The organism is Sodalinema gerasimenkoae IPPAS B-353 (assembly GCF_009846485.1).
Lineage (GTDB): Bacteria > Cyanobacteriota > Cyanobacteriia > Cyanobacteriales > Geitlerinemataceae > Sodalinema > Sodalinema gerasimenkoae.
In genome coordinates this window covers 4664855-4685459 of the sequence record NZ_ML776472.1, presented here as the reverse complement: position 1 = coordinate 4685459, position 20605 = coordinate 4664855, and the positions used below count along the sequence as shown (strand labels likewise).

18 protein-coding genes, 1 pseudogene and 1 CRISPR repeat array (1 of these 20 only partly in view) are annotated in these 20605 nt (G+C 53.5%); of the genes and pseudogenes, 6 read left to right on the top strand and 13 right to left on the bottom strand.

The window, feature by feature from the left end:
- Window positions 1-44: a CRISPR direct-repeat array (repeat unit 37 nt); it reaches 3276 nt to the left of the window's first position.
- 112 nt (window positions 45-156) lie between these two features.
- The 3 genes from L855_RS20380 to L855_RS20365 form a co-directional block, all read right to left on the bottom strand.
- Complete coding sequence (locus tag L855_RS20380; protein ID WP_159790758.1) at window positions 157-633, bottom strand: BON domain-containing protein; 477 nt, start codon at window positions 631-633, stop codon at window positions 157-159.
- Window positions 634-853: 220 nt separating this feature from the next.
- On the bottom strand, window positions 854-1969 hold the full coding sequence (locus tag L855_RS21540) for a general stress protein (RefSeq protein ID WP_219729965.1): 1116 nt from the start codon (window positions 1967-1969) through the stop codon (window positions 854-856).
- Window positions 1970-2441: 472 nt separating this feature from the next.
- A complete protein-coding gene (locus tag L855_RS20365; RefSeq protein ID WP_159790757.1) occupies window positions 2442-3737 on the bottom strand; it encodes a DUF389 domain-containing protein in 1296 nt (431 codons plus the stop codon).
- 695 nt (window positions 3738-4432) lie between these two features.
- Here L855_RS20365 and L855_RS20360 point away from each other — a divergent pair.
- Genes L855_RS20360 through yidD form a run of 3 tightly spaced genes read left to right on the top strand, consistent with a single transcriptional unit; the run spans window position 4433 to window position 5860 of the window.
- Window positions 4433-4747 (top strand): hypothetical protein, encoded by a 315-nt coding sequence (locus L855_RS20360; RefSeq protein ID WP_159790756.1) that lies wholly within the window; start codon window positions 4433-4435, stop codon window positions 4745-4747.
- A gap of 37 nt (window positions 4748-4784) precedes the next feature.
- Window positions 4785-5276, top strand: a complete 492-nt coding sequence (locus L855_RS20355) for a hypothetical protein (RefSeq protein WP_159790755.1) — start codon at window positions 4785-4787, stop codon at window positions 5274-5276.
- Window positions 5277-5317: 41 nt separating this feature from the next.
- Window positions 5318-5860 carry a membrane protein insertion efficiency factor YidD gene (gene yidD / locus L855_RS20350; protein WP_159790754.1) on the top strand — a complete coding sequence of 181 codons (543 nt, stop codon included), beginning with the start codon at window positions 5318-5320 and terminating at the stop codon, window positions 5858-5860.
- 331 nt (window positions 5861-6191) lie between these two features.
- On the opposite strand, the gene L855_RS20345 is transcribed toward yidD, so the two are convergent.
- From L855_RS20345 to L855_RS20325, 6 genes and pseudogenes are all read right to left on the bottom strand, one after another.
- Entirely contained in the window at window positions 6192-7676 is a 1485-nt protein-coding gene (locus tag L855_RS20345; protein WP_159790753.1) for a TIGR03985 family CRISPR-associated protein, read from the bottom strand.
- Between the two features lie 77 nt (window positions 7677-7753).
- The gene (gene cheB, locus L855_RS20340; RefSeq protein ID WP_159790752.1) at window positions 7754-8845 is read right to left on the bottom strand and encodes a chemotaxis-specific protein-glutamate methyltransferase CheB; all 1092 of its coding nucleotides are present in this window, start codon (window positions 8843-8845) and stop codon (window positions 7754-7756) included.
- A gap of 43 nt (window positions 8846-8888) precedes the next feature.
- Window positions 8889-11651 (bottom strand): hybrid sensor histidine kinase/response regulator, encoded by a 2763-nt coding sequence (locus tag L855_RS20335; RefSeq protein WP_246199541.1) that lies wholly within the window; start codon window positions 11649-11651, stop codon window positions 8889-8891.
- Window positions 11652-12242: 591 nt separating this feature from the next.
- Window positions 12243-12527, bottom strand: a pseudogene (locus L855_RS22060) (Hpt domain-containing protein); the annotation flags it as partial.
- 89 nt (window positions 12528-12616) lie between these two features.
- On the bottom strand, window positions 12617-13690 hold the full coding sequence (locus tag L855_RS20330; RefSeq protein WP_159790750.1) for a coiled-coil domain-containing protein: 1074 nt from the start codon (window positions 13688-13690) through the stop codon (window positions 12617-12619).
- Between the two features lie 70 nt (window positions 13691-13760).
- On the bottom strand, window positions 13761-14717 hold the full coding sequence (locus L855_RS20325) for a coiled-coil domain-containing protein (RefSeq protein ID WP_159790749.1): 957 nt from the start codon (window positions 14715-14717) through the stop codon (window positions 13761-13763).
- Window positions 14718-14985: 268 nt separating this feature from the next.
- On the opposite strand from L855_RS20325, the gene L855_RS20320 reads away from it, so the two are divergent.
- Window positions 14986-15333 (top strand): helix-turn-helix domain-containing protein, encoded by a 348-nt coding sequence (locus L855_RS20320; protein WP_159790748.1) that lies wholly within the window; start codon window positions 14986-14988, stop codon window positions 15331-15333.
- 20 nt (window positions 15334-15353) lie between these two features.
- Window positions 15354-16130 carry a sulfite exporter TauE/SafE family protein gene (locus tag L855_RS20315; protein ID WP_159790747.1) on the top strand — a complete coding sequence of 259 codons (777 nt, stop codon included), beginning with the start codon at window positions 15354-15356 and terminating at the stop codon, window positions 16128-16130.
- 169 nt (window positions 16131-16299) lie between these two features.
- Here the strand turns inward: L855_RS20315 and pheS are convergent, their stop codons facing one another.
- From pheS to L855_RS22050, 4 genes are all read right to left on the bottom strand, one after another.
- Entirely contained in the window at window positions 16300-17298 is a 999-nt protein-coding gene (pheS, locus tag L855_RS20310) for a phenylalanine--tRNA ligase subunit alpha (protein WP_159790746.1), read from the bottom strand.
- A 54-nt stretch (window positions 17299-17352) separates the two neighbouring features.
- A complete protein-coding gene (locus L855_RS20305) occupies window positions 17353-18192 on the bottom strand; it encodes a pentapeptide repeat-containing protein (protein ID WP_159790745.1) in 840 nt (279 codons plus the stop codon).
- A gap of 89 nt (window positions 18193-18281) precedes the next feature.
- On the bottom strand, window positions 18282-19148 hold the full coding sequence (locus L855_RS22055; RefSeq protein ID WP_246199224.1) for a glycosyltransferase: 867 nt from the start codon (window positions 19146-19148) through the stop codon (window positions 18282-18284).
- Window positions 19149-19177: 29 nt separating this feature from the next.
- The gene (locus tag L855_RS22050) at window positions 19178-19618 is read right to left on the bottom strand and encodes a glycosyltransferase (protein ID WP_246199223.1); all 441 of its coding nucleotides are present in this window, start codon (window positions 19616-19618) and stop codon (window positions 19178-19180) included.
- Between the two features lie 326 nt (window positions 19619-19944).
- Between L855_RS22050 and L855_RS20295 the strand changes: the two genes are divergently transcribed.
- The gene (locus tag L855_RS20295) at window positions 19945-20604 is read left to right on the top strand and encodes an SDR family oxidoreductase (RefSeq protein WP_159790744.1); all 660 of its coding nucleotides are present in this window, start codon (window positions 19945-19947) and stop codon (window positions 20602-20604) included.
- Window position 20605 lies beyond the last annotated feature (1 nt).

Below are 20605 nucleotides of genomic sequence, written 5' to 3'. Positions count from 1 at the left end.
GGAAGAGGTCTTTTCCTATCTTTTCCCCGCAAGAGGACGGAAACACGAGAGGAGTTTAACCCACTCCAACAAACAAGGTGCATTAGACAAACATCTAACGCACCTTGTTTTTTAACAATTGGCAATCATTATCGCGATAATGATTGCCCACTTATTCTATTGATCGTCCGAATCCTCATCCGGTTCCTCCGGTTCAACAATTCGCACGTCTACTTCCACATCTTTTACCCCGCGAATTTCCCGGGCTAACGTCTCGATCGAATCATGGTCTGCTTCGTTAGGAACCGTTCCCACCACAGTCACCACACCATCTTCAGCCTTAACCCCCAACTGACCTTGGGTAATATTCGCCTCCAACTTACTTCTGACCTCACTGGCGAGGTCACCATCTGAGCGGTCTTCGGGGTCGCCAAACGCATCCGTTCGTTCTTCCCGCGCCCGGATGTCACTATCGAGTTGAGCACGACGCGTATCACTTGTAGAATCGTCCTGAGTATCTTGAACTTGAGCCGGGTCATCGCTGGTTCCGTCCAGACTGCTCGGAGCATCAGAAGAAGTTTGTTCTAACTCCTGACAAGCACCAGCACCGAATAAAACAGTGATTCCGAGTAAAAAGGGAGTAATCTTTTTCATGGTTCGTTTCCTGATTTTTTTTAGCTTTAGATGTGCGATTAGATGCAAGCCGTTTACAAACTTAGTGAAATTTGTGGATTTTCTTGCTCCATCCAATCACCCCAATTGAAATAATCTGTTTAAGATTCTCTGTAAAGAAACAAGAGAAGGAGCACTGGAACCCTTCAGTTTGGTTAAGCTGAAGGGTTCCAGCCTAATCCGGTCTTAGAAAAACCTAGGATTACCGGCGGCCATCCCGGTCTCTGGTGTAATCAACGACCTTAACGACACTATCCTCATAAAGGACATCGCCATCGGTGCGATTCGCATCTCGTGCCCGTGCCAGTTCCTGTTCCTGTGCCCGTGCTAGTTCCTGTTCCTGTGCCCGTGCCAGTTGCTGTTCCTGTTCCCCAGTCCGTGCCTGTGCCAGTTGCTGTTCCTGTTTCTGTTCCCGTGCCTGTGCTAGTTTCTGTTCCTGTTTCCGAGCCAGCTCCTGTTCCTGTTCCGCGGCCCGTGCCCGTGCCAGTTCTTGTCCCTGTTCCTGTTCCCGTGCCCGAGCCAGTTCCTGTTCCTGTTTCCGAGCCACTTCTTGTTCCTGTTTCCCAGCCCGTGCCCGTGTCAGTTCTTGTTCCTGTTCCTGTTCCCGTGTCCGTGCCCGAGCCAGTTCCTGTTCCCGCTCCCGTGCCCGTGCTAGTTCCTGTTCCTGCTCCTGTTCCAGCATAGAGGTGCGATTTTTGGCGGCTGTTTCTTGACGACGGACCCCATTAGCCTGATTGTTGACGTCATGGTTCCCACGGTTGTCACGGTTGTCATGGTTCTCGGGAGCATCATACACACCCCATTCTTCGATACCACCCTGTTTTAAAATCTTACCGGCACGAGTGATATCCGCTTCAGTTCCGTCGACAATCACTAAGTAATCACCTTGGGCAACGCGCTGTTTATACACTTTGGCGCGTTCTTCAGGGATACCCAAACCCACTAAAGCACCGATGAGGCCACCTGTTGCTGCACCAATCGCAGCACCCCCGGCAGTCGTTGCCACGGCGGTTGCCGTTGCCCCAGCTAACATAATGGGACCAATGCCAGGAATGGCAAGTACACCCAAACCAACGAGTAAACCCGTAATGGTTCCGATTGTCCCACCCGTCGCTGCACCGACGGCTGCACCTTCATCAGCTTTATTCCCTTCGTCCCCACCGTGGAGGTCATCCGAGACTGGACGATTTTTATCCTTGGCAATCACAGACACGCGGTCCATGGGGAAACCACTATCTTTAACGTCCCGCAGTGCTCGTTCGGCTTCGCTCTGAGTGGCGAATATGCCAACGGCTCGTTTTTGATATGCTGTAGCCATATTTTTCTCCTGTTTAAAAACTTGATTTTGTTTGGAAAAATTAAACAATTTTTCCGCCCTACATATTTAATTACATCACGCTCACCAGGGAGATTCATCTCTCGGAAGGGTGAGGTTATTTACCTATTCCTCACTCGGCGATCGCTCTCCCATAGGTCGGTTCAGATTTCAGGGCTGAATGCTACTATAGGATTGGGCGATCAGTCGTTACCTTTTTTCCTTTATTTTTCCTACTTTTGCCTCTACTCCTATTGAGAGATGAATTAGCGATTAAACAGGACTAACAACTGGTGGAGTTTTGAACCTCATAGCAATAATCAGCTAGGGCTTAAACCCATAAAAACAGTCAGTTAAAAACCGACTAAAAACATTGCGTCATAAGACTTGCAGTCCATTTAACCTACGTTGATCGTGGAGTTGCCCCCCGCCTGACGCTGTTTGTTCATCATCACCACCCCTCCCCAGATTGAACCTACCGGGAATTCTCCAAAAAATCAGGCGTTTCCAACACCGTCACCGAAACCAAGGGAGTCACATTAAAATCTTCCTGCAAAATGTGAGCCTGAATCGCCTGTGTCAGACGACGACGAATCTCTTCTGTGGACAAATCCACCCCCTCTTGACTCTGCACATACACCACCACCAGTAGCGTATTTTGGTCAGAAATATTGGGCTGAGCAAACCGCACATTCCCCTCCACGAACTCCGCCAAATTGCTGTTTGCCACCACCTCCTTGATATCTGCATTAATCCGCTGTGCCCGACTAGGCCGCTGAAAATTGGGAGCATCAGAAAACTGCAACATCAGCAACGCCACCAGTCCAACAGTCGTCAATCCCAGCGAAATCGGAAATAGCTTTCTCGTGCCGCGATCATATCTAGCCCCCCGGGCCCTTACTCCAAACACTCGAAACATAATGGCTGCCGACACATTAATCCCGAATAATTGCAACACCAGCAAAAATAGGCCATTGACAATCATATCCCAACGTCCCAGGGGAATCGACATGCCGATAATTCCCGCCGGGGGAGCGAGGGAGGCCGCCACCAACATTCCCACCGATGCCCCTGCCACCAAACTGCTGCGTTCCGATTGCGCCAAATTTAACGCCCCAGAAGCCCCTGCGGCTAAAGGCAGTAAAATGGCGACGGAGGAAATTTGAGAGTTTTCCACCATAAACGGGGTCGTCATGTCTTGCTGCATGATTAAACTCAAGCAAGCTGTCACAGCAATTAACACCGCCAAGGCGCTAAAATAACGCAACAGACTGCGTTTGAGCAAGTTTTTGTCCCCTCGCGCCGTAGCAAGCGCCACATTCATCGCCGGACCCGCGAATGGTGCAATCATCATCGCGGCAATCAATAAAAAGTTGCTATTGGTAAACAAGCCAATCCACACCACCACCCCCGCTAGGGCCGCATATCCCAAAAATCCCCGCCAAGATCCCACACTCTGCAATCCTCCGAGAAAAATCTCGATTGGACTGAGTGGCTGAACCTCCGTCACTTGATCGGGGGCCCCCGCGATTGGCGGATGGAGGGGCATCACTCCCCGAGGAATTAAGGTCACTGCCAGGTTTTCAATGGATTCCAACGCCTCAAGCAATCCTTCCACTCGGCGGTTAGAAACGTGCAAAAACACCACATCCACGGGATCTGCTGGGTCTTTTGCCTCAAACTGGATCAGATTGGAAGCATCATAATCCTGAGCAATCTTCACCACCTGTTGCCCGCAACCCTGCGGGACTCGGATTTGTAATTGACGCATATTCCCCTGGATTTTTTAATTCAGTTGTGTCTCAGCCTAACGTAAGCCAAAGGGAACCTGTCGGCATCGTCGATGCTAAATCCCCTTGGCTTGCGCTTTTGTTCTGCGAGCTATTGCCTCCATCCCCAGCCCTCAAAGCCTAAATATCCCGAGAACCTAAATTTCTCAACTCGAAAGATGTAGCCAACTAAACAAAAAACCAATGTCAGACCCTAACCTCTCATAAGCGGGGCAATGAGTAATCCTTAGACCCCTCACGTCTCATAGTATAATGAGCCTTGCTCAAAAATGGCACCAATTTTGGCAAACAAGACCCAGCAGCCAGGAGAACTCGCACCTCAGTTAACCCTTCAGGTCTTACGAGGTAAAATTTTCCGGAGCAGAATCCAACCATCAAAACCGACGAGGAATCGAAACTATCACCGGCTCAGCTAATTTTGATATTTTCGAATGGATGCTGCTTCAATTCAGCAAATGGCTTCCCCCTCAAACGGGAATACTTGCGATTCTCTGTAAGGATTCTGTCGCTCGCAAAGTATTTTATCAAATTAAGCAAAAAAACAACCAAGCCTTCAGCGCCGACATCTATCTAATTGATGCCAAACTGCATTTTAATGTATCCGTTAATGCCTGTTTATTTGTCTTTCGATATGAGTCGTCCGGTGACGGCAAGTGTCATCTATATCCTAGCCTGAATGCACAAATGCCATCCGGTTTTAACGGTCAATTTTCTCTCCTTTGATAGTCAAGCCGAAGCCGAATTTATCCTTGAACTCCTCACCTCCAAACCCGCTCAAAGCTGTCTCGATTCAATGGTTTTTTGGGATGACAAGCGGCCCATCACCATTGATATCCTCAGACGGCTCTCCCTGCAAGCGGTGGCCCGAGAACTGGGACTTCTAGAACCCTATACTGACTGGGCTAAAGCTATCACCCAGCTCCCCCCTTTCTCTCTCCCCTCTTCTGATGCCACCCCTTGGAAGACTCTCCCTCCAAGGCAATCTGTATAATAGCCCCAGTTCTCTAACCTAAGTAGTCAAACCAACCATGTACAGTATGGACGACGGGATGAGCATCGCTAGACAAGCCAGCCAAGATATTGAAGCCTGGCTGAATGGGATTCCCGAAACCCTAGGGGTCGAAAACGTCGAAGATGACCCAAATTACCAAAAAATGGATGTCGATTTGCTCTGGCATCTCGAAGGACGCTGTCTTAAAGTCGAAATCAAGGGCGATCGCTACCACAGAACCGGTAACTTCTTCTTTGAAACCCACAGCAACCAACAACGGGGAACCCCCGGCTGTTTCCTCTACACAGAAGCCGACTGGCTCTTCTACTACTTCGTCACCCCCCGCACCCTCTATCAACTGCCCATGCCCGAAACCCGCGACTGGTTCCTCAAACACCGGCAGCAATTTCGGGAACGGTCCACCCGCACCCCCGTCGGCAACGGTTTCTACACAACCGTCGGCCGTCTGGTTCCCATCGCCCAAGTCCTAGACGCTGTTCCCCGCGTCGTCCGCGTCCAATTTGGATGATAACTCGGCATTTCCAGTCACCTTAACCTTGTCCTCAAATCATGTTTAATCTCTCTTACGTTCCGCTCCTCATCCCCCGTCAAGAGGCCGTACTCGCCGCCATTGACTCCCGACTCCGCCGCCTGCTGATTCTGCTGATTTCCGCCTATCAAACCTATCTCTCGCCCCATAAGGGCTATTCCTGCGCCCATCGCCTTCTCCACGGGGGTGAGTCTTGTTCCTGCCATGTCAAAAACGCCCTCACTGAAACCGATCTTCTCACGGCGATCGCCCAGTCCAAACGCCGCTTTGCTGCCTGTAACGATGCTGCTGCAACCCTAGCCGCCCAGGTGAACTCCGAGGATGACCCCTCCTCCTCATCACCAACCCACTATCCCCGCCGTACTTTTATTTACTACAGTTTAGTGGGCTTCACCCTACCCTTTTTTGTCCGTCGCAATCAAGGACAATGTTGTGCCAGTTTCGGGCAATTCCTCTTCCGAGATCACCAACGCCGCCAACGGGACGACCAACAACGGCGCTATTATCAGGACCAACACCGACGCCGGCAGGAAGAACACCAACGCCGGCAACGCAACTTCTAATCCCATTTTTCTGTAGCCCTTCCCCGGCAGAATGGTGCGTTCCGGCAAGTTTTAACCGAGTGGTCCAAGCCCAACATGAAACCATGCCGGGACGCACCCTACCCCGGAGGGCGACCATAAAGAGGGCGACCATAAAGGTACGCCCCTACCCCGGAGGGCGACCATAAAGAGGGCGACCATAAAGGTACGCCCCTACCCCGGAGGGCGACCATAAAGAGGGCGACCATAAAGGTACGCCCCTACCCCGGAGGGCGACCATAAAGAGGGCGACCATAAAGGTACGCCCCTACCCCGGAGGGCGACCATAAAGGTACGCCCCTACCCCTGTTCCCTATTCCCCGAAATACCAATCATGCTCCTGCTTCACCTCCTGGGCCATCTCATCCCGTAACACCCCCGGACATAAGACCTCTCCCAACGGTCGCCAGGCCCGCAGACGCATCTGTACGTTGATGTCTCCATGGCGGTATAAAGCCTGATAATAGGCATCCTCCGGGGAGCGCGATCGCCACACCTTCAACAACTGCTCCCGATAGTCCGGTTCCGCCAACTGTTGTATCTGTCGTTCCACCGTCTCATAGGAAATCTGTTCAAAGGTTTCATGGCGAAAGGTCCCGGCAATATAGCCATCATGAAACTGCCGCTCAAAGCGCAGAATTAACAGACGCGGTGGTAAGTAAAAATCAAAGCCCCAAACCGACTCCATCTCAGTGCGAATATCATCCGGGAGCGGTAACGACTGCTGCTGATAGCGTTGATGGAGAAAAAACGGTAACTCCTCACTCTCCCAACTCAACGCCTCCAACTCCTCAATATGGTCTAAGCGGAAGTTATACCATTGTCCCTGTCGAGTGGGCGTTTGCCCAAAACCACAGAGATAAATCGATCGCCGCATATAATAACAACAGACCGGATAGACCACACAAGCCACCGAAGCCCGCACCCGCGAACTGCGATACAACAGACGTACTGGGGGAACCGGGGACTGCTGCCACAGCCCATATAACCTCTCTTGCCAATCCTCCACCCGGTCAATTTGCCGATCGCGCACCACATAATCCACATGAACCAGAAACCGCTGCACCCCCGCCACCGGCTTCCCATAGCGTTGCGCCAAACTACCAAAATCCAAATTGCCAAACAGCACCTCCGGCCGGCCCTGGCCCATCCCAGTTAAACGACCCTCCTGAGACCTTAACCCCTTCACCACCGGTTCCCTCACCCAGGGGGGTAACTCCTCCAGGGGCATAAACTTATGGCCTTGGCGCTGCAACAAGCCCAACTCCACCAACAAACGTAAATCATCCGCCAGCGATCGCCGCGTCACCCCAAACAACCGCTGTCCCAGTCGTTCCTCCCAATCTTCTCGCTCCACTCCCAACTCCCGACAGACTCCCTCAATCCAGTCTGCCATCCCCTCGCGCCTCACCCCCAAAGCCACCCAATCATAGGCCGTGCGACTACAAGGACAGCGAGAATCGTGAACCGGAGGAATCTCCTCCCCCTTGGGATGTCCCGGCGTAAAAAACGCATCGCGCCATTGGGCATAACTAAATAGCCCCGAAATCCTCCCCTGACCGCGAGTCCAGAAGGATCGACAATCGGGACGATACAACAGATGTAACCAAACCCATAACCGCAGCGATCGCAGTCCATGCTGACAAAACACCCCCCGCGTCAGCCGTTGCAACAACAGGGGCGAGGGATAAATCACCCCCATCCCAGCCCCCACCACCGCCCCCAACCGGGGAGATTGGGCTAACTTGAGAGACTGTCGCCGCCGACTGGAAAGAGGGAGCCGCTTTTCGGGAGTCATTACACCTTAAACCTGACTATATCTCGGAATGAGCCGCTTCCAATTATTCCCTATCCTGCCCCCGAGCGCAAGCCCAGTTAACCCCCAAACAGCCGTTTCAATAGCACCGGCGCAATCTCCGGCAGCGGTAGAATATACTGAGCCGCCCCCAGGGCGATCGCCTCCTTGGGCATCCCAAACACCACCGACGTCGCCTCATCCTGGGCGATGGTCACCCCTCCCGCCTCAAAAATGGCTTGCATCCCCAACGCCCCATCCTTACCCATCCCCGTCAAAAGAATTGCCACACTCCGCCGTCCATACACCTGAGCCACCGACTGAAACGTCACCGTCACCGAGGGGCGATGGCCCGAAAACGGCGGTAACGGGGCCGTCGCAAATACCCCCGGACGACTGAACGTCAAATGCTGATCCTCCGGCGGGAAATAGACCACCCCCGCTTCCGCCTGCATCCCCGGCTGAGCAATCCTCACCGGAACCGCACATTCGGTATTCAGCCAATTCACCAACCCCATCAAAAAGCCCCGACTAATATGTTGCACACAGACAATCGGCACCGGGAACCGGGGCGGAATCTGGCGCAAAATCCCCTGCAACGCCTGGGGGCCCCCCGTCGAGGCCCCAATCGTCACCAACTCATAGGTTCGTTGTCGCACCTCCGGGGCGATGGACTGAAACCGTCTTATCGAAACTGTCTTAGATTCATTCGGTAAAGGCTGATACTCCCTTTCCCCTTGATTCATGCCTTGGCGACGGTGAGTAAAGACCGCCACACCAGACAGGACGCGAATTTTCGTAATTAACTCCTGTTGCAAATCCTGCCAATTATTCATCCCCCCATCAATGGGTTTCGGCAACACATCCACCGCCCCCGCCTTCAAGACCCGAAACACATTCTGCGTATCCTCCGCCTGCACCGACGCACTCAAAATCAGAATCGGCCGGGGCATCGTCGCCATAATCTCCTGAGTCAGTTCCAGGCCATTCATTTCCGGCATATGAAAATCCGTACACACCACATCCGGCAAGGTCTGAGGCAACATCTTTAAGGCCTCCTTCCCGTTACCGGCCATCCCCACCAACTCAATATCTGGACAGCTTGCCAACATCCGTCGCAGAATGACCTGCACAACGGGAGAATCTTCAGCGATGAGAACACGAATGGCCATTACACTTGTTTTCAGGATGTGCTCAGTCTAATCAACAGTCTTTCTAGATTAACCGCTGTAGGGTTTCCACTAACACATCTTGATTAAAACTACTTTTTGTGATATAGGCGTTCGCTCCCGCCTCAGCCCCTCGCCGACGATCCTCATCCGTCGCCAGAGAGGTCACCAAAATAATCGGCAACTCACTATAATCGGGATGAGTGCGGATGCGAGCCGTTAACTGCAAGCCATCCAGATTCGGCATTTGAATATCTGACACCACCGCATCAAACTGACCCGCCCGGAGTTTATTGTACCCATCCAGCCCATCAACTGCCGTCACCACCTCATAGCCCGCCGCCTCCAAAATCCGTTTTTCCTGAGTCCGCGTCGTGATCGAATCCTCCACCAACAAGAGGGTTTGTTTTTTCGTCTCCTCCTTGAGAACTCCCTCAACCTTGGCAAACGCATCGGACATCTGGCTGCTGCGACGATGAACCCCCCGCACCGATTTAATAATATCAACTGGGTTGAGCACCATACAGACCTCCCCCGTCCCCAGAATCGTCGCCCCCGACACATTCCGAACTCGCTTGAGGAGCTTACTTTGGGGCTTGAGAATGGCATCCTGCTCATCAATCAGGCGATCGACCAATACCCCCAACCAATCTTCTCCCACCTTCAGCAAAATACAAGCCAGAGATTTCTGAGCCTCCTGCATCTCCCGATTGATGGGCAACTCCAAAATATCCGCCAAATGCACCACGGAAATCGGCTGACTGTCATAGAGAATCGTCTCGCGACCCTCCAAGGAAAAGATATCATCGGGCGCAACCATCACCGCCGTCTGCACAAACTCCACCGGCAGGGCGTAGGATTGTCGCGGCAGCGTCGCGCCCGTCGCCTCATGATAAATATGCTGTACCTCCAACAGCAACACATGAGCCGTCGCCAGAGTTGTTCCCAATTGCAGAGAAATCGAACAGCCCTGTCCCGGCTTAGACATCACATGAACCGAGCCTTTTAACCGTTCTACATTGGCGCGAACCACATCCAAGCCCACCCCCCGGCCCGACACTTCCGTGACAAAGCTGCGAGTCGAGAACCCCGGCATAAAAATCAGGTTTTGAATTTGCCCTGGCGTCATCGCCTCAAGTTCCGTCGGCGAAACCACCTCATTTTTCAGAGCCGTTTTTTTAATCTTATCCATCTCCAACCCCCGGCCATCATCACTCACCTCAATGGCGATGGTACTGGCCGTTTGATAGCCCCGTAAGGTAATGGTCGCTGTACTAGGTTTGCCCCGCCGTTTCCGTTCTTCAGGGGATTCAATCCCATGGTCGATCGCATTGCGGATAATATGCGTCAGGGGGTCTTTCATATCTTCCAAAATACGCTTATCCGCCCGAGTGTCCCCACCAACAATCTGTAAACGCACCTCTTTTCCCTGCGATCGCGCCAAATCCCGAACCAGTCTCGGATAGAGATTAAAAATCGTAGACAACGGCAACAGCCGTAACGTCCGCACTCCCTCCTCAATATCATCGGCCAAGGTTTCCAACCGAGCCGTATCCTCGGCAATTCCCGTCTGAAGACGAGTAACCAGCTTCCCTAAGGTGTCTAAACGAGCTTCCGTCTGTTCTTGCACCCGCGCAAACTTCAGCAACGCCGCATGGGTGGCCCCATCCAGTCCTCCCCCATTTTCCCCTCGGGAATGACCTGTTTCAGAGGCCATCCCCAACGCAAACATTCCCTGATTCAGCTTGATTGCCTGCCGTTCATTCTGCAAGGGGACATTGAACTTCAACGGTGTATTCCCCGCCTCACGGGCCCAGTCTTCCCAAAAGGTCACCACTTCCTCAATTTCCGACAGTCGGTGAGCAATGCGAATCTTCGTCACCGTCAGTTCACCGGCGGTGGTCATCAACGCATCCAGATTCTGAGTATCCACCCGAATCGTATCAATGCGATAGTTCCCCTCATCGAGATCTGAGTTGTCCCCTAAATGGGCTGAACCCCCTGGAGATGGGGAGCCTTGAGTTGGGCCCGCTCCTGGGGACTCACCGCGCAGGGCGGCTAAACTCTCTAACAGAGATAATTGAGCTGGACTATTGGTTGCAGCCTCTTGAACCAGTTGTTGTAGAGCCTTAATCCCGGCCCCGAGGCGATCGCCCAACGCCGTATCAAACGCCTGGGTTCCCTGCTTAACCGGCAACAGTTGCTGTTCCCATTCATGGGCGAGTTGAGCCATATCCGTCATGCCCAACATCGCCGCATCCCCTTTAATACTGTGGATTTCCCGCAGCAATTCATCCAATTTCGCCTCATCTCGGGGATGATTTTCCAAATACAACAGGCCCGCATCGAGTTTCTGCAAGTGATCCTCACTGGCCACCTGGAACGTCTGCCGTAATTCCTCATCCTCGATATAACGACTCTGGGCCACGGGAGGGGAAGTGGAGTTGTCCTCCGATGACGGCTCCGGGGACTCATTTAGGGTCACCGCTTGGTCGATACATTGGCGGATTTGGTCTAGCCCCCCCAGTAGCTCATCGCAGCGTTCACTCGTTAAGACCACCTCCCCAGATTTAACGGGGGCTAACGCCTGTTCCCAATCATGGGCCAGTTGCGCCACCGCACTCACCCCGAGCATCCCCGCATCCCCTTTCAGGCTATGGATTTCCCGGAGGATATCATCGAGCTTGACGCGATCGCCGGGGGACTGTTCTAAATACAGCAAACCATCGTAAAGCTTTTGCAGATGATCTTGACTTGCCAGTTGGAAGGTATGCCGCAGTTCCTCATCCTCGATGTAATTGACAGGCATCAAAGCTGGGGCGATCGCAGGTGCAGGGGGTGCAGGAGGTGCGGGAGTTGAGGCTGAGGTTGGAGGAGGAGATGGAGGGGGAGCAAAACCCGGCCGGAAATAGTCACGGATAGCGTCGAGTCCCTGATAGAGGCGATCGGCGTGAGTTTCACCCCTCCCGTCACACTCCATCAGCTGAGCGAGGTCTTGTTTCCAAGCATTAGTCCGAGTCCGTAGAGTCGGCTCATTCCCCATAAGCTGTTCCAAGACATCGAGATCACTAAACAGAGCTTCTAGAAGTTCCCGTTGTCGCCCCCCAGCCTCAGGATCTGCCGCTTCCTCTTCTAGAGCCACCAGGCCAACTTCAAGGCGGCTCAACACATCTTCAATGTCCTCCTCCTCTGAAGCCGCCGCCAGAATGCCCTGGGGCGTGGGAAGACGGGGTGTCTCCTCGGTTGAGGGTAGGCTCGGAGTCTGGGGGGTCTCCGCCACCTGAGGACTCGGGCTAGAGGAGGTCTCCTCAGACCCCATCAGCTCCGCTAAAATATAAAAGGTTTGAACTCCCGAGGGTTCCCCCGTGATGGCTTCATGAACTAAGCCCTCTAACGCGGTTAAGCCATCCTCAAGTCGTCGTGCTACATCCTCAGAAAAAGCCGTCGTGCCATCTTGCACCTGACTGAGCAGATGTTCCCATTGTTGAGTGAGGGTCGCGATATCTTTTAAGCCCAACATCCCGGCATTCCCTTTCAGAGAATGACTTTCTCGAAGTAACTCCTCTAGGAGGTCGCGGTCATCAGGACGCTCGCGTAACTGGGTGAGTCCTTCCCTAATTTTTGCTAAACCATCTTCACTGGCTTCTTGGAAGATTCCCCGGAGTTCTTCATCTTCAATCAACATGGTTTGAACGACTCCCCCATGACCGTTAAGTGGTGGACGACGAGCTGATTTGGGCTATCATCCACGTCTATCTTAACGGATGCCGTTACCTACTTGTTTCGCCCCATCGTTTTCGCTTGTTCTAGGGCAATCTCTTTCACTGCCTCGATGGATTCACGGTTGGCGTGGCCTTCAATGGCTTTGACTGCTAACTCTTGCACCTGCTCTAAGGTGGCTTCGAGTTGGAGGGAGAGGGTCTGGAGTTGCTGTTGGCGATCTCCGATGGTCCGTTCTAAGCCCTCGATGCGTAATTCGTACCGCTGTTTTTGCCCCTCAATCTCTTGCTGACGTAGGTCTAGGGCGGCTTTGACTTGATGGTGGGCGATCGCCTCTCCCTGGCGTTTCCCCGTCTCGATCTGCTCATCCTGCTGATTGGGGAACTGCTCAACTTTCCGGCTGAGGTCTTCAAACTCCTGTTCTCGCTCAGCCAGGGCCGCTTCTTGGTCCTGCCACAGCCGTTCCTGTTCCTCTCGTATCTCCCCTAAGCGTCGATACTGCTGCTGCTGCTGTTGCTGATACGCTTCCTCATCCAGTTGCTGCTGTTGGAGCTGTTGATAGGTATACTCTTGCTCATCTCGCTGCCAGTTTATTTCTAACTGCTGCTGCTCTTCCTCGAAAGAACGCTGCCAGTCCCCTTGTTCCTGGAGCCAGTCCCGTTGTTGCTGCTCTAATTCCTCTTGCAGCCGCTCTTGTTCCTGAGCAAATTCTTCAGAAAACTGCTTCGACTCCTCTAAATAAGTCTCAATTAACTGGCTTAATGTGGTCTCATCAAGGGTCTCAATCTCATACAACTCTCCTAACCGTTCTTGTTCAGCCTGAATCGCCCCGGAGACCTCGGAAAATTGACTGGCTTCTTGGCTTAACGCCTGAGACAACTGATGCACAAAGCCGCCAAATTGCAATTGAACTTGCTTGAGCTGGGCAATGGGAGTTTCACTCTCCTCGATGACTTGGGCCCTCTCCCCCTGAACTGGAACTGGCTCTGAGGCAGATGATGGTTCAGGGGCGGGCGATCGCCGGGCCTGTTTCAGTTCAGACTCGACTTGCTTTTTCTCCTCAGCCAATGCCTCATAGGCGGTTAAAATCTCGGCCTTGGTATTGCGATTCGTCAATCGTTTTGCCATGATTCAACTCCTGACTGGTTTTTGGGTTTTATAGAATTAGGGATAAGAGATTAAATCCTCTCTCAAGGCATTAGCCAAAGGCCTGAACTGATAAGGCCCGAGCTTGGTCCCGAGCGGCTTGCAATTGCTGGCTAATCTCCGCGAGTTGTGCGTCATATTGTGCCAAACTCTCCTGTAAGGACTCCAGTTTCACCTCATAGCCCTGTTGTTGCCCCTCCCAGGTTTTCTCTAGCAACTCCCGACGACTTCTCGACTGCTGATGAACCTCTCGGATTGCCTCGGTTTTAGCCTGGTTAAAGCTCTCCTGTAGCGTGGTCTCCATCTGGGCGACTTGCTCACGATAGGCGTTGATTTTCTCCTGATTAGCCCTTAAAACCGCCTCCCGCGCCTCCGAGTCTTTCTGCTTCTGGTAACCCTGTTGCGATAGCTGATGCTGTTGCTCTCGCAGGATGCGCCCATACTCATCAGCATCCCGTTGTCGCCGTTGTTGCTGTTCATAGGCTGCATCGGCTTCCTGTTGCTGTCGCTGTTTTTGTCGCTGTTGGCGTTTCGCCTCCCAGTGGTTTTGCTGCTGCTGTTGCTGCTGTTGCCATTGTTTGCGAGTCTGTTCCTGGTGGGTTTCTAGTTCCTCCAAGGCTTGGGCGATCGCATCCTGCAATTGTCGTTGTTTCTGGGCCTGTTCTCGCCGCAAGGACCACAAGCCATCGGCGACGATGCCGATTTGATGCAGTTGCTGCTGCTGTTGGCGAGCCAGGCTGATGGCCTGTTGCAACTGTCCTTGTTTGGCCACTTCCCCTTGTAGGCGATCGCCCAACTGGCTCACCTGAGTCTCAAACTCCAGTTGTAAGTCCGCTAAACCCCGCACAATGGCATCGCTGGTATATCCCGCCACCTGGGACATTAGCTGCTGATTTTGCTGCTGTTGCGCCTCCTCTTCCCGCGTCCTCACCTGATAGGACTGCTGTTGCTGCGCGGTGATAATCGCCTGCAATTCCTCAATCCCCGCCGTTTTAAGCGCGTCGCTCATGGTCTTGAAGCCTCACTCTGGATGATATTGCTGTGGATGATATTGCTTTAGGAAGGTCAGATTGAGCCTCAGGCCAAGCCTTGACCCAATCTGACAGAGTCTGCTGCGTCGCTCTCGTTCGCAATGTTGACTTAAAAATCAACTTAACTCCACTGTAGCCAACGTTGATTTTTTTGTCAAGTACTGGCTAAACTGTAAATGAGGCCAACCCACCCCGACGGCGATCGCCCCATCGGGATCTCCTGCCCCTAGCCCTGAGGATCTGATTGTGGAAGCAAGCTTTGGACAAGTCATTCGCAGCGCCCGCAAAGAATTAGGCTTATCCCAGCGGGGTCTGGCGCAACAACTGGAGTTAGACTTTACCTATCTCTCCAAACTAGAGAACGATCGCGCCGACTACGCCGCCAAAGAAGAGGTGATTCGCGCCATTGCCCAATGTCTCAACCTCAACGCCGAGGAATTAGTCTTTCTCGCTGGGCGCACTCCCCGCTGTTATGAGCGGTTCCTGAAGCAACACGCCCAAGACTTACCGCCCTTGTTTCGGCGCATGTCCGAGAACCCCGACTTTGCCGCCGAAGTCTTCCGTCAAGCCCGACAACCGCATCCCAAAGCCTAAGAGTCATAAGCCTAAGAATTATGGCGATCGCCGACGTTTTACTGATTCTCCTCGGACTCTTCACCGGCGTCGCCTCTGGCCTACTCGGGATTGGCGGCGGGGCGCTGATGGTTCCCGGATTGATGGCTTGGGGCGCACCTATTCAACAAGCCGTCGCCACCAGTTTAGTTGCTGTTTTCATCAACGCCCTCTCCGGCAGTTTCCGCAACTGGCAGACGGAAGACTTACATCCTCGCGGTTCCCTGGGGTTAGCCCTGGGGGGAATGAGTACCGCGCAACTGGGGGCCTGGCTAGCGGGTTGGCTACCCTCATGGCTGTTAGCCTTTAGTTTTGCCGGACTGCAACTGTTAACCATCTATTTAATGGGGGTGCGTCGCCGTCTCGCGAAAACCAACCCCAGTCCAGAACCCCCTCAATCCTCTTCTAGGGGGTTTTTCCTCACTATGGTGGGGATTGGCCTGCTGGCGGGGATGTTATCCGGTTTATTTGGCGTTGGCGGTGGGGTGGTGATGGTTCCCCTCCAGATGCTGTTGGTGGGAATCGGCATTAAGCAAGCCGTGCGAACCAGTTTAGGGGCAATTCTGTTTATTTCCCTATCCGGCTTATGGCGGCATACCCTTCAGGGGAACGTCTTATGGATGGCCGGTGCGTTATTGTCCCTGGGGGGAGTGTTGGGGGCACAACTGGGTAGTCGTACCCTCCCCAAGTTACCGGAACATCGGGTGAATCAACTCTTTCGTCTGTTATTGCTACTGATGGCGACGTATACCGTGATACGAGGGTTAGAGAGCTTGTAGGGGGATAACCCACCCCGCCCTATAGACTCCGTCTCGCTAGTGCGAACGGGCACCCCTCCTTGGAGGGGATAACCCACCCCGCCCTTCGGGCACCCCTCCTTGGAGGGGATGAATCCACGTAGGGGCACGCCCTTGTGGCTGCCCTTTCCCGGCAAAGAGCTTTTGTTTGCTAATTGAACTGCCTTAGGAAGCGCAAATCGCTGTTATAGAGGCGGCGAATATCGTCCATTTGGTGGAGAACCATCGCAAAGCGTTCTACCCCAAACCCTGCCGCAAAGCCCGTATAGCGTTCACTGTCGTAGCCCACCGCTTCGAGGACATTGGGATCGACCGTTCCGCAGCCGAGGACTTCCAACCAGTCGCCTTTCCATTTCACATCCACCTCCGCACTGGGTTCGGTGAAGGGGAAATAACTGGGGCGAAAGCGAATTTCCACATCGCCAAAAATCTGGCGGACAAACTCGCGGATTGTGCCTTTTAAATCCGTGAACGTGAGTCCCTCATCCACCGCCAGCAGTTCAATCTGATGGAACACTGCCGAGTGAGTGGCATCCACCGTATCGCGGCGATAGACTCGTCCTGGGGCCACAACGCGGATGGGGGGCTGTTGCTGTTCCATATAGCGGATTTGCACCGAGGAAGTGTGGGTTCGCAACAGGCGATCGCCCGGTAAATAGAAGGTATCCTGCATATCCCGGGCCGGGTGATCTGCCGGGGTATTCAGGGCCTCGAAATTATAGTAATCCGTTTCAATTTCCGGGCCCGTGGCTACCGTATAGCCGAGTCCAACAAAGATATCGAGGATGCGATCGATGGTGCTATTGAGAGGATGGCGACGGCCTTGGGGAACCACCACCGCTGGCATCGTTACATCCAGGGTTTCCGAGGCCAGACGGGCTTGAATTGCCGCTTGTTGTAACGTATTTTTTTTGTCCGTTAGAGCCGTTTCCAGGGCAGTTTTGACCTCGTTGGCCAGTTTCCCGACCTTGGGGCGATCGCCCGGATCAAGTTTTCCCATACCGCCCAGAATTTTCGAGACTTGCCCCTTTTTACCTAAATAGCCCACCCGCAAGGACTCAAGCTGCTCTAGATTAGCGGCAGCAGCAATCTCCTCGGTGGCAGTGGTTTGGAGTTGAGTGAGTTGGGTTTCTAAGGATGTTGTGGTCATAGGGAATAGGGGATAGGGAACAGGGAAGAAGAAGGCAGTAGGCATAACCCACCCCTAACCTTGGCGAGTTCCGTCAGGGAGAATTGCGCCGTGGAGGTTGGCTGCGGTCATGTGAGCGCCCCATAAGTCAGCCCCTGTGAGGTTGGCGTAACTTAAATCGGCACTGGTTAAATCTGCCATCTTCAAATCCGCTTGCGTCAAATCGGCATTGCTGAGATTGGCACCGTAGAGATTGGCTTGATCTAACTTCGTTCCTTTTAAGGACGCTCCCGAGAGATTGACCTCCGTCAGGTTCGCGCCACTTAAAATCGAACAACTCATGTTGGCCTTTTGTAGATTGGCGCCATCAAAGGAGACTCCGCCCATATTGGCATAGCTGAGATTGGCCTCTTCAAAATAGGCGCGGATCAGTTCCACCCCCAGCCAACTGGCCCCTCGTAAGTCGGCACCCCGTAAATCGGCATCGTGGAGTTTTACCTGATCCAGCTTCACCTGGCGAAAGTTCGCCCCTCGTAAACTGGCTTCACAGAGGTTTGCTCCTTCGAGGTTCACTTCCCGAAAGTCTGATTCATACAAGTCTGCGCCTTTCAAACAGGCTTGGCGCAAATCCACGCGATATAAGTCTGCCGATCGCATTTCCACTTGCGTCAAATCAGCACCATAGAGCGTCGCACCCACCAGAGACGCGCCATTGAGACGGGCCCCGACAAAATCTGTTTTTGACAAGTCTGCGCCGCGCAAATCTGCATCGGCTAGGGAGGCGCCGCTGAGGATGGCATCTTTCAAGCAGATCTGATAGAGATCGGCTCGACTTAGGGAAATGCGTCTTAAATCAACGCCACTAAAATCGCGAACGCCTGTGCCATAGCGATTTAATAGTTCAGCCGCGTCCATAACCTTCTCATAACAACGGTGTTCTGGCGGTTTGCCAGCAAAGATAATCTTATACTGTTTAGGCGGTTGGGGATAGGGCAATGATGGGTTTAGGCTGTACCCTTGCCCCGATAGACTCGACCTTTCCAAGCGCCGCCCCGGCCGAACCAATGGCGTAGGGCGGAATCCAGGGTCATGAGACTATAGAGGGCGGCAATTAGGGGCAGAATGAGTCCTAGGAAGGGGGGTTGTTGGTAGAGGCGTAGGGTCGGGAGGAGGGAAAAGGCCATTAAGAACCAGGTGGCGAAGCCGATAAAGGCGATAAAGGAGTCGCTGTTGAGGATGCCCCAAATTAGGGCGATGGGGGGAACAAGATAGGTGACTCCCATGGCGAGCAGGGTAAACAGGAGTAGGAGGGGAGAGTGTTTCAGTTGGGTGTAGGCGGTGCGGGCTACCATCCCCCAAATACTCCAGAGCGAGCGATAGGGGCGTAAACTGATGGTCTTGTGGCTTAGGCCTAACCAAATGCCATGATACTCCTGACCTTGACCCCGTTTGACGGCTTGGGCGAGGGCGCAGTCATCAATGAGAGTCTGTTTGATGGCAGCCAGTCCTCCAATGTGTTCTAGGGCCGGGCGACGGATGAGAATACAGCCTCCGGCAGCGGCGGCGGTGGATTTTTGGGGGTTGTTGACCCAGTCGAAGGGGTAGAGTTTTTGAAAGAAATAGATAAATGGGGGAATAAGCAATCGTTCCCAGAAACTCTGACAGCGTAGTTTCACCATCAGGGAGACGAGATCGAGGCCTTCTCGTTCAGCTTTGAAGAGCAGTTGCTGTAGGTTTTGTGGGTGATGTTGGATGTCGGCATCGGTGAGGAGGTAGTAGTCTGGGCTGTAGCGTTCTCCATGATGCACTTGGGTGATGTTGGATGTCGGCATCGGTGAGGAGGTAGTAGTCTGGGCTGTAGCGTTCTCCATGATGCACACCTTGGTCCATGGCCCAGAGTTTACCGCTCCAACCGGGGGGAAGGGGATCGGCGGTGATAATCTCGAGTTCCTTGGTCCATGGCCCAGAGTTTACCGCTCCAACCGGGGGGAAGGGGATCGGCGGTGATAATCTCGAGTTGGGGGAGGGTGAGGTTTAATTCTTCTCCGAGGGCGTTGATGTCGGCGGCGATCGCCCGGGCCACATCAGCGGTTCCGTCGTCGCTGCGATCATCGACGAGAATCACCCGCAATTGGCTGATGTTTTCTTGGAGGAGGAGCGATCGCAGGGTTTTGGGTAGTAAGTCGGCTTCGTTACGGGCCGGGATGATGGCACAAACGCTGGGTAAGGTGTCGAAGTTGGGGGGAACCGGGGACAGTTGAATGTGCGATCGCCAAAATTGCCCGCGAAAGGCCAGGAGGGTGATCCAAATGGTGAGTGAGAGGAGGGTGAGAATGAGCATGGGGGGAAGAAGGCAGTAGGCAGTAGGCAATAGGGGAAGACGTAGGGGCTGTGAGAATGAGCATGGGGGGAAGAAGGCAGTAGGCAGTAGGCAATAGGGGAAGACGTAGGGGCGTACCCTTGCGGTCAGCGAGCGTAGGGGCGTACCCTTGTGGTCGCCCTCTGTGGTCGCCCTCTGTGGTCGCCCTCCGTAGGGGCGTACCCTTGTGGTCGCCCTCTGTGGTCGCCCTCTGTGGTCGCCCTCTTGCTTCAATATCGTAGGATCTGGTGGGAATTTCTTACACTGGATCGAGGAAACGTTCATATTGGGAGTGAAATCTAAGTATTATGGCCACCTATCTTGTAACTGGGGCAAGCGGCGGTATTGGATGTGAGTATTGCCGACAGTTGAAAGAACGAGGCGATGAGGTGATTGCGGCCTGTCGTTCGAGTTCTCCTGAATTGGACAAATTGGGGATTCGGGTGGAAACGGGGGTCGATGTTACGTCCGATGCGGCGGTGAAGGGTTTGGCCGCTCGCTTGGATGGCCAGCCTTTGGATGTTCTCATTAATAATGCTGGGGTTTTACAGTCGATTCCTCTGGAACATCTCGATTTTGACTCGATCCGTCGCCAGTTTGAGGTGAATGCGATCGGGACCTTACGGGTGACTCAGGCACTGCTGCCCAACCTGTCTGAGGGGTCGAAGCTGATTCTTATGACCAGTCGCATGGGGTCGATTGGTGATAATACCTCGGGCGGGTCCTATGGCTATCGGATGTCGAAGGTGGCCATGTCGATGGCGGGGAAATCTCTCTCCCATGACCTGAAACCTCGGGGGATTGCGGTGGCGATTCTTCATCCGGGTTTGGTGAGTACTCCCATGACCAACTATACAGGAATCCCCCCAGCGGAGTCCGTTGGGGGTTTGTTACAGCGGATTGATGACCTCACCCTAGAGACAACGGGCAGGTTTTGGCACGCGAATGGGGAGGTGTTGCCCTGGTAGG

Coding starts and splice junctions, on each gene's coding strand:
- L855_RS20380 (WP_159790758.1), bottom strand. CDS start 633: ATGAAAAAGATTACTCCCTTTTTACTCGGAATCACTGTTTTATTCGGT.
- L855_RS21540 (WP_219729965.1), bottom strand. CDS start 1,969: ATGGCTACAGCATATCAAAAACGAGCCGTTGGCATATTCGCCACTCAG.
- L855_RS20365 (WP_159790757.1), bottom strand. CDS start 3,737: ATGCGTCAATTACAAATCCGAGTCCCGCAGGGTTGCGGGCAACAGGTG.
- L855_RS20360 (WP_159790756.1), top strand. CDS start 4,433: ATGCACAAATGCCATCCGGTTTTAACGGTCAATTTTCTCTCCTTTGAT.
- L855_RS20355 (WP_159790755.1), top strand. CDS start 4,785: ATGTACAGTATGGACGACGGGATGAGCATCGCTAGACAAGCCAGCCAA.
- yidD (WP_159790754.1), top strand. CDS start 5,318: ATGTTTAATCTCTCTTACGTTCCGCTCCTCATCCCCCGTCAAGAGGCC.
- L855_RS20345 (WP_159790753.1), bottom strand. CDS start 7,676: ATGACTCCCGAAAAGCGGCTCCCTCTTTCCAGTCGGCGGCGACAGTCT.
- cheB (WP_159790752.1), bottom strand. CDS start 8,845: ATGGCCATTCGTGTTCTCATCGCTGAAGATTCTCCCGTTGTGCAGGTC.
- L855_RS20335 (WP_246199541.1), bottom strand. CDS start 11,651: ATGCCTGTCAATTACATCGAGGATGAGGAACTGCGGCATACCTTCCAA.
- L855_RS20330 (WP_159790750.1), bottom strand. CDS start 13,690: ATGGCAAAACGATTGACGAATCGCAATACCAAGGCCGAGATTTTAACC.
- L855_RS20325 (WP_159790749.1), bottom strand. CDS start 14,717: ATGAGCGACGCGCTTAAAACGGCGGGGATTGAGGAATTGCAGGCGATT.
- L855_RS20315 (WP_159790747.1), top strand. CDS start 15,354: ATGGCGATCGCCGACGTTTTACTGATTCTCCTCGGACTCTTCACCGGC.
- pheS (WP_159790746.1), bottom strand. CDS start 17,298: ATGACCACAACATCCTTAGAAACCCAACTCACTCAACTCCAAACCACT.
- L855_RS20305 (WP_159790745.1), bottom strand. CDS start 18,192: ATGGACGCGGCTGAACTATTAAATCGCTATGGCACAGGCGTTCGCGAT.
- L855_RS22055 (WP_246199224.1), bottom strand. CDS start 19,148: ATGGAGAACGCTACAGCCCAGACTACTACCTCCTCACCGATGCCGACA.
- L855_RS22050 (WP_246199223.1), bottom strand. CDS start 19,618: ATGCTCATTCTCACCCTCCTCTCACTCACCATTTGGATCACCCTCCTG.
- L855_RS20295 (WP_159790744.1), top strand. CDS start 19,945: ATGGCCACCTATCTTGTAACTGGGGCAAGCGGCGGTATTGGATGTGAG.